This window comes from Candidatus Thermoplasmatota archaeon (genome assembly GCA_029907305.1).
Lineage (GTDB): Archaea > Thermoplasmatota > E2 > DHVEG-1 > DHVEG-1 > JARYMC01.
Genome location: JARYMC010000082.1, coordinates 1 through 6988, shown reverse-complemented (window position 1 = coordinate 6988; position 6988 = coordinate 1). Strand labels below are relative to the sequence as shown.

Here is a 6988-nt window from a genome sequence, read left to right as displayed (position 1 = left end):
TTTTCTTTATAAAATCAAAAAATTTATTTAGCTTAAATATTTGATTGAGCATCTTTTGATTCATAAGTAAAACATAATTTTTATTTAATTTTATATTTAGGTATGAAATCTTAAATTATAATTCGTCAATAAACGTAATAAAATACCATAATTATTAAAATAATTGACTGTTTTTCTATTTGTAATTTATGGAGGTTAAACAAAATGACAAATCAAAGTAAATCATCCTTGGTATCTGGTTTTTATAAGTTACCAATAGAAAAAAGAATTGAATTTGTAAAAAATTTTTCTGGTTTAAATGATGAAGAAACAAAATTGTTTACATCATGTTTGGATATCAAAATTGCAGATAAAATGATTGAGAATGTTTTAGGAACTTTTGAATTACCTTTGGGAGTTGCAGTGAATTTTTTAATCAATGGAAAAGATTATCTTATTCCAATGGCAATAGAAGAATCAAGTGTTGTCGCAGCTGCTAGTAACGCGGCAAAAATAGCAAGAATTAAAGGGGGTTTTAAAACTGAATGCGCTGAGCCTTTGATGATAGGTCAAATCCAAATTCTAAATGTAAAAGATATTGCATCTGCCGCTAGTAAAATTTTAAAGAAAAAAAATGAGATTTTAACACTTGCCAATGAACAAGACAAAGTTCTTGTAAAATTTGGTGGAGGAGCCAAGGATTTAGAAGTAAGAATCCTTGACAGCCCTCTTGGTAAAATGATTGTTGTTCATCTAATTGTTGATGTTCGTGATGCAATGGGCGCAAATGCTGTTAATACAATGTGTGAAGCATTAGCGCCAATGCTTGAGGAAGTTACTGGTGGAAAAGTAAGACTAAGGATTCTTTCAAATCTTGCAGATAAACGAATTGTTAGAGCAAAAGCAGTTTTTGACAAAGAAAAAATGGGTGGTGAAGACGTTGTTGATGCATTTTTGGAATCATACACTTTAGCAGTTATTGATCCTTATAGAGCCGCAACACATAATAAAGGGATTATGAATGGTATTGATGCATTAATTATTGCAACTGGTAATGATTTCCGTGCAATTGAAGCTGGTGCTCATGCCTATGCTGCAAGAAACGGACAGTATAGTTCTTTTTCAAAATATTATAAGGATAAAGATGGTAATCTTGTTGGTGAACTGGAGCTTCCAATGGCACTTGGTATTATTGGTGGGGCTGGGAATATTCATCCAAAAGCAATACTTTGTAAAAAAATACTTGGAATAAAAACAGCAAAAGAACTAGCTGAAGTAGCTGTCAGTCTTGGTCTTGCTCAAAATTTTGCAGCAGTTTTTGCATTATCAACTGTTGGAATACAAAGGGGGCATATGTCTCTTCATGCAAAAAACATTGCTGTCATGGCTGGTGCTAAAGGAGATGAAATAGACATAGTTGCAGAAAGGATGGTAAAAGAAGGAAAAATCAAGTTAGACAGAGCGGAAGAGATTCTCAAAGAAATCAGATAATTCTATCAGCAATATCCTCAGGTTCACGTTCACAATAATAACATCTTATCCGCGGTGGGTCTTTACATATTACCTGGAACCGGCTTTGTACGGGTTCACGAGCATTAGATATACAGGTGGGGTTGGAGCATTTTGCTATACCGATTACCTCGTCTGGTAACTCTACCTTGTGTTTTTTTACAACCTCATAATCCCTTATTATGTTGATTGTGGCTTTTGGTGCTATCAAAGCTATCTTATCTAACTCCTTAGGGTCAAGCTCACGGTTTTCTATTTTCACTATGTCTTTTTTACCTTTTTTTCCTATGACGTTTATTGCTACGCTTACCACAGATGTTGTTGACTCAGGGATTTTTAGTATACGCAAAACCTTCACTGCATTACCTGGTGTTATGTGATCTATTACAGTACCATCCTTGATTGGTGTCACTTTTAATTCTTTCATAGTTTTTTGCCTCCTAGTATAAGTGATAGTAAAGCCATCCTAACTGGGACTCCGTTGAAGGCTTGTTTGAAGTATACTGCATGCGGTGTGCTGTCCACCTCAGGGTCTATTTCCACAACCCTAGGCAAGGGATGCATAACTATGAGATCTTGCTTAGCCTGTTTTAACAAGTTGTTATCAACCTTATAGGTCCCAACCACCCTATTGTATTCCTCTGCATCAGGGAAACGCTCCCTCTGTATTCTCGTAACATATAAAACATCTGCCTCTTTGATTGCTTTCTCAAGGTTAGAAGTACTATTAGGTTCCACCCCAAATTCTCTACACTCGTTTATAACCTCTTTAGGCATCTTAAGGGTCTCCGGTGAAACAAATGTTAGATCTGCTTTAAACAATGCTAAAGCATATGCTAGAGAATGGACAGTTCGACCATACTTTAAATCCCCAAGTAAAACAATGTTGTTACCCTTAATCTTTTTCTTCTCCATAAAAATGGTAAATAAATCAAGTAAACATTGAGTGGGATGCTGCCCTGCTCCATCACCAGCGTTTAAAACAGGTGCCTCAGCAAACTCAGCTGCTAACCTAGCTGCACCCTCCTGTGGATGCCTTATAACAATAACATCACTGTATGAGTCTGCCATGCGTATAGTGTCTGCTAGGCTTTCACCTTTTTTCTGAGAAGTACCACTGGGATCAGCAAAACCTATAATCCTTCCACCCAACCTATGCATAGCACTCTCAAAGCTGAGTCTTGTACGTGTACTTGGCTCAAAGAAAAGCGATGCCAAAATTTTTTCCTTCAAAATATCTGTATGCTTTTCCCCTGTAGCATATGGTACCATTTTTTTAGCGTATTTAAGGATGTATTCAATTTCCTCCCTAGAAAAATCTTTTATTGATATTACGTCTCTTTTTTTGAAATTCATGTTAATCAAAAAGATAGAGATACAAAGACACCTTAATAACCTTTTTAGATAACCTTTTTTTAGTTAACCAAGGGAGGATTAATAAGATATATTAATATAATACTTAACCTATAGTAATATTGGTAAGAAGTGCTCAACAAACTATATATAGTAATAGGATAAATAAGATAATAAATCTAAGGGGATTGTTTTATCATGGAAAAAAACAAATCTTCCAAAAGAGAAAGATTAGAAAAACTACGCCTCAGTTTACAATCCAACTTTGGTGAAAAACTACATCCTGAGGATGAAAAATATTTAAAGATTTTACAGAACAGGTTGTCTAAAAACTCAAAAGAAAGCACAGTAAACATTTATGAGGAACCTAAAAAAACAGAGGAAAAAGATGATTCTTTGAAACCACAAGTAATAATTCATCATAAAGAAGAAAAAATTGAAGAAACCGATGAATTTATTCAGCCAGAGACAGAAAAAACAGAAGCAAAAGAAGAGATCGAGATAAAAGATAAAGAGTTATTTGAGATAAAAAAAATCGAGGTCGCTGAACCAGAGTTCCTAGAGGTTAAACCAAAAGAAGCCACTAAAAAAGTAGAAACCTTTGAGAAAAAAATAACACAAAAAATTGAGGAACCTGAACAAAAAGAATACGAGAAACTACCAGAATGGGGACCAGTTGAAACTAAAAAAATTGAAGAAGAACAAATTGAAGAAAAAACCGTGGTAGAAGAGAAACCTGAATTAAAAGAGGAAGAAATCACTGAATTTGAATCATTAAAACCAGAACAGGAGGAAATCAAACCTGTTGAAGAAAAAGCTATTGAAGAAAAAATCGAACCGGAATCTGAAGCCCTAATAGAACCTGCTGAGGAGAAAAAAGAACAACCATCTGAGCTAGAACCATTGGAAGCTGAACTTAGAGAATTTGAAACAACTGAGGATGAAAAGAAACCTGAGCTTGAAGAAGAAATAATTTTTGAGGAAAAAAAAGAACAGCTACCTGATGAAGAAAAACAAAAGAAATTAGATGCATTCAAGGATATAAACAGTATAGATGAAAAAACAGCTATACTGTTATACGACAGTGGTTTTACTTCCCTGGATGACTTGAAGATTGCATCTGTAAAAGATTTATGTAAAATCAAAGGGATAAAAAGAAAATTAGCGAAAAAAATTAAAAAAGAGGTAGACGAACTAGAAAAAACCAGGGAGATCAAAGAGGTAACCCCGATAGAGGAGAGCGGTGAATCCTTTGTTTTAGAAGAAGAATTTGAGGAGGAAAAAAAAGAGGAGAAATTTTTAACAGAGGATTTAGCAGAAGAGGAAGAATTCATTGAAGACGAAAAAATATTTTTCGAAGAAGAAGGAGAACAAAAACTAACTGCTGACAAAAAAGATGAGATCATAGAAATTTTCAAGGGTATTAAAAATATAGATGAAAAAACAGCCTCATTACTTATAGAAAATGGAATAGCATCCTATGATATTTTGAAAGAAACACCTGTTAAGGAGCTAGCAAAAATAGAGGGGATAGGTAAAAAATTGGCTAAAAAAATTAAGAAAGAGATAAAAAGAAAAGAAAAAGCAAAAAAGAAAGCAAAAAAAACTGCTTTTTCCATCGCCGATGTATATGATAAAGACATTTCAAAGGATTTCGAAGAACCTCGTGAACAAATAGCAGAAAAAGAGGAAATGTTTGCTGAAGATAAAAAAGTTAAAAAACAAAAACCAGGAAAGAAAAAGAAGCAAAAACACTACAAACATGGTGTTTATGCCCTTTACAAAAAGGATGTAAAAACTAAATCCAAGAAATCCAGAGATAAAGGGGAAAGAGAAATTTATTTCTTTAGCAGGAAGAAACACCACAAGGCTGAGCCCACTGATTTACCTAAAGGTTTCGAGGTTAGAATAAATAAGAAAACAGGTGTACCGTATTTGAGAAAGAAAAAATAAACAGTTTTTTATCCGATATTTATAAATAAGTTTCTGTATTAACCATTCTTAAGTGTAAAATTTATGTGGAATGGCCCGTTGAATAAAATCAATGATTTTAGATACGAAATCCCCAGCAGCTATAGAGGACAAAATAATAAGCTTAGGATGCAAACAACCGCTGTTATTTATGCTAATGAACAGATGCTTCCTTCAATCCGTGCTGATAACGCCCCTGAGCAGGCGGCAAATGTTACGATGCTGCCAGGTATTGTTGGTAAATCTTTGGCTATGCCTGATATCCACTGGGGTTATGGTTTCCCGATTGGTGGTGTTGCTGCAACCGATGCAGAAACAGGAGTTATTTCTCCTGGTGGTGTGGGTTTTGATATCAACTGTGGCTGCAGACTTGTTAGAACAAATTTACACGTAAATGATCTTGATGCCAAGAAGATACAGCTGCTAGTTGATGAGATGTTTAAGAATGTTCCTTCTGGTCTTGGTTCTCAGGCTAAAGTACGTCTAAATAGAAACGAGTTAAATGATGTTTTAAAGCTTGGTGCCAAGTGGGCTGTTGAACATGGTTATGGGTGGGATGAGGACCTAGAATATCTTGAGGAGAACGGTTGTCTTAAACATGCTGGTTCATCTAATATCTCTGAGAGAGCAAAACAGCGTGGTGCCCCACAGCTTGGTTCACTTGGTGCTGGTAACCATTTCTTAGAGTTGCAGAAGGTAGATGAGATATTTGATCCTGTTGCCGCTAAGGTTTTTGGTATAAAAGAAAAAGGACAAATTGTTGTCATGATTCATACTGGTTCCCGTGGTTTTGGCCACCAGGTTTGTACTGATCACCTGCGGGTTTTTGAGAGGGCAGTAAAGAAATATAACATCTGTTTGCCTGATAAGCAGCTAGCATGTGTACCAGTTAACTCACCTGAGGGACAGGATTATCTTAATGATATGGCTTGTGCAGCGAATTTCGCATGGTGCAACAGGCAGATGATTGTCCACTGGGTGCGTGAGTCTTTTGAGAAAGTACTTGGTCAGAGTGCTGAAAGCTTGGATATGAATATTGTGTATGATGTTTGTCATAACATCGCGAAACTTGAGGAACATGAGGTAGATGGTAAAAAAAGAAAGCTCTATGTTCATAGGAAGGGTGCAACACGTTCTTTTGGCCCAGGGAGAAGCGAGATACCACAGAAATATAGGGATGTTGGTCAACCTGTTCTTATACCAGGGGATATGGGAACAGAAAGCTACTTGCTAAAGGGTACAAAGGAGGCTGAAGAAACATTTGGTTCCACGTGTCATGGTGCTGGGCGTGTGATGTCTAGAAATGAGGCTGTTCGTAAATGGCGTGGTGAACAAGTAATGAATGAGCTTAAGAAAAAAGGGATTTATGCTCATCCTGCTAGCTGGAAGGTTATGGCAGAAGAAGCACCAGATGCATACAAGGATGTAGGTGAGGTGGTAAACGTAGCACATGGTGCTGATATTTCCCTTAAGGTAGCGAAATTTTTACCACTTGGTGTAGTAAAAGGTTAAACATGTTAAAAAAAACAAAAACACCTAAGTTTAGCCTGTTGAAAAATTCTAATTTCACCAGAATTTCCCCGTCAACAGGCATAGCAAGTTTAATCTTTTATATCAATTTCCTATGTTTATAGAAGATTTCTGAAAGCAAAAAAGCCATTATTCATCGATTTTTCTTCTCTATTAGTCTAGTTGCTTCTAAGAAAATGTAATTTTATTGGCATGAACATTTGCAATTTGTTATGTACACATTCGTAAGAATGTTTTAATGCTTCTGGGTGAGTAACCAAGCATATGGTTAATGTACCCAATCAGCAACATACCAATACAGATAAGATAGATATAGAGTAGGACATTGTTTCTACCATAAATCCTGAGTTTTCTTAGATCAAGGTATTTCTTTCAACCTTGAAAAGAACCGCTCCACAGCAACTCTTTCCTTATGCTTATCAAGGAACCAACTTGGGTATTGTGGCTCAAAAGGTGTTTTTTGATGCTTTGATAATAGGTTGTACATCATCTCTGAATAAAGTCTTTCTGATACTAGAAGTATCAAAGGCTTTATCACCAATGTAAAACCTGGTTTCATAGAATTTTTTTTTCCTGGTAAAGCCTATTGAATTGTGTTGAGTCGTGAACATTTGCTTTAGTGACACTGAAAGTTATAGGCAGTTCG

The 6988-nt window shown here is 35.6% G+C and carries 6 protein-coding genes; 3 read left to right on the top strand and 3 right to left on the bottom strand.

Annotated elements, in window-relative coordinates; all coding sequences use genetic code 11:
• Positions 1-204: 204 nt before the first annotated feature.
• Positions 205-1470: a hydroxymethylglutaryl-CoA reductase, degradative gene (locus QHH19_06220; GenBank protein ID MDH7517921.1), complete on the top strand. Its 1266-nt coding sequence runs from the start codon at positions 205-207 to the stop codon at positions 1468-1470.
• Here the strand turns inward: QHH19_06220 and pyrI are convergent.
• The gene (pyrI, locus tag QHH19_06215) at positions 1463-1915 is read right to left on the bottom strand and encodes an aspartate carbamoyltransferase regulatory subunit (GenBank protein MDH7517920.1); all 453 of its coding nucleotides are present in this window, start codon (positions 1913-1915) and stop codon (positions 1463-1465) included. The genes QHH19_06220 and pyrI overlap by 8 nt on opposite strands.
• Positions 1912-2844: an aspartate carbamoyltransferase gene (gene pyrB / locus QHH19_06210; GenBank protein ID MDH7517919.1), complete on the bottom strand. Its 933-nt coding sequence runs from the start codon at positions 2842-2844 to the stop codon at positions 1912-1914. Before pyrB ends, pyrI begins: the two co-directional genes overlap by 4 nt.
• 195 nt (positions 2845-3039) lie before the next feature.
• Between pyrB and QHH19_06205 the strand changes: the two genes are divergently transcribed.
• Both QHH19_06205 and QHH19_06200 read left to right on the top strand, forming a co-directional pair.
• The gene (locus QHH19_06205; GenBank protein MDH7517918.1) at positions 3040-4794 is read left to right on the top strand and encodes a helix-hairpin-helix domain-containing protein; all 1755 of its coding nucleotides are present in this window, start codon (positions 3040-3042) and stop codon (positions 4792-4794) included.
• A 63-nt stretch (positions 4795-4857) separates the two neighbouring features.
• Positions 4858-6324 (top strand): RtcB family protein, encoded by a 1467-nt coding sequence (locus QHH19_06200; GenBank protein MDH7517917.1) that lies wholly within the window; start codon positions 4858-4860, stop codon positions 6322-6324.
• A 376-nt stretch (positions 6325-6700) separates the two neighbouring features.
• Here the strand turns inward: QHH19_06200 and QHH19_06195 are convergent, their stop codons facing one another.
• A complete protein-coding gene (locus tag QHH19_06195) occupies positions 6701-6901 on the bottom strand; it encodes a hypothetical protein (GenBank protein ID MDH7517916.1) in 201 nt (66 codons plus the stop codon).
• Positions 6902-6988 lie beyond the last annotated feature (87 nt).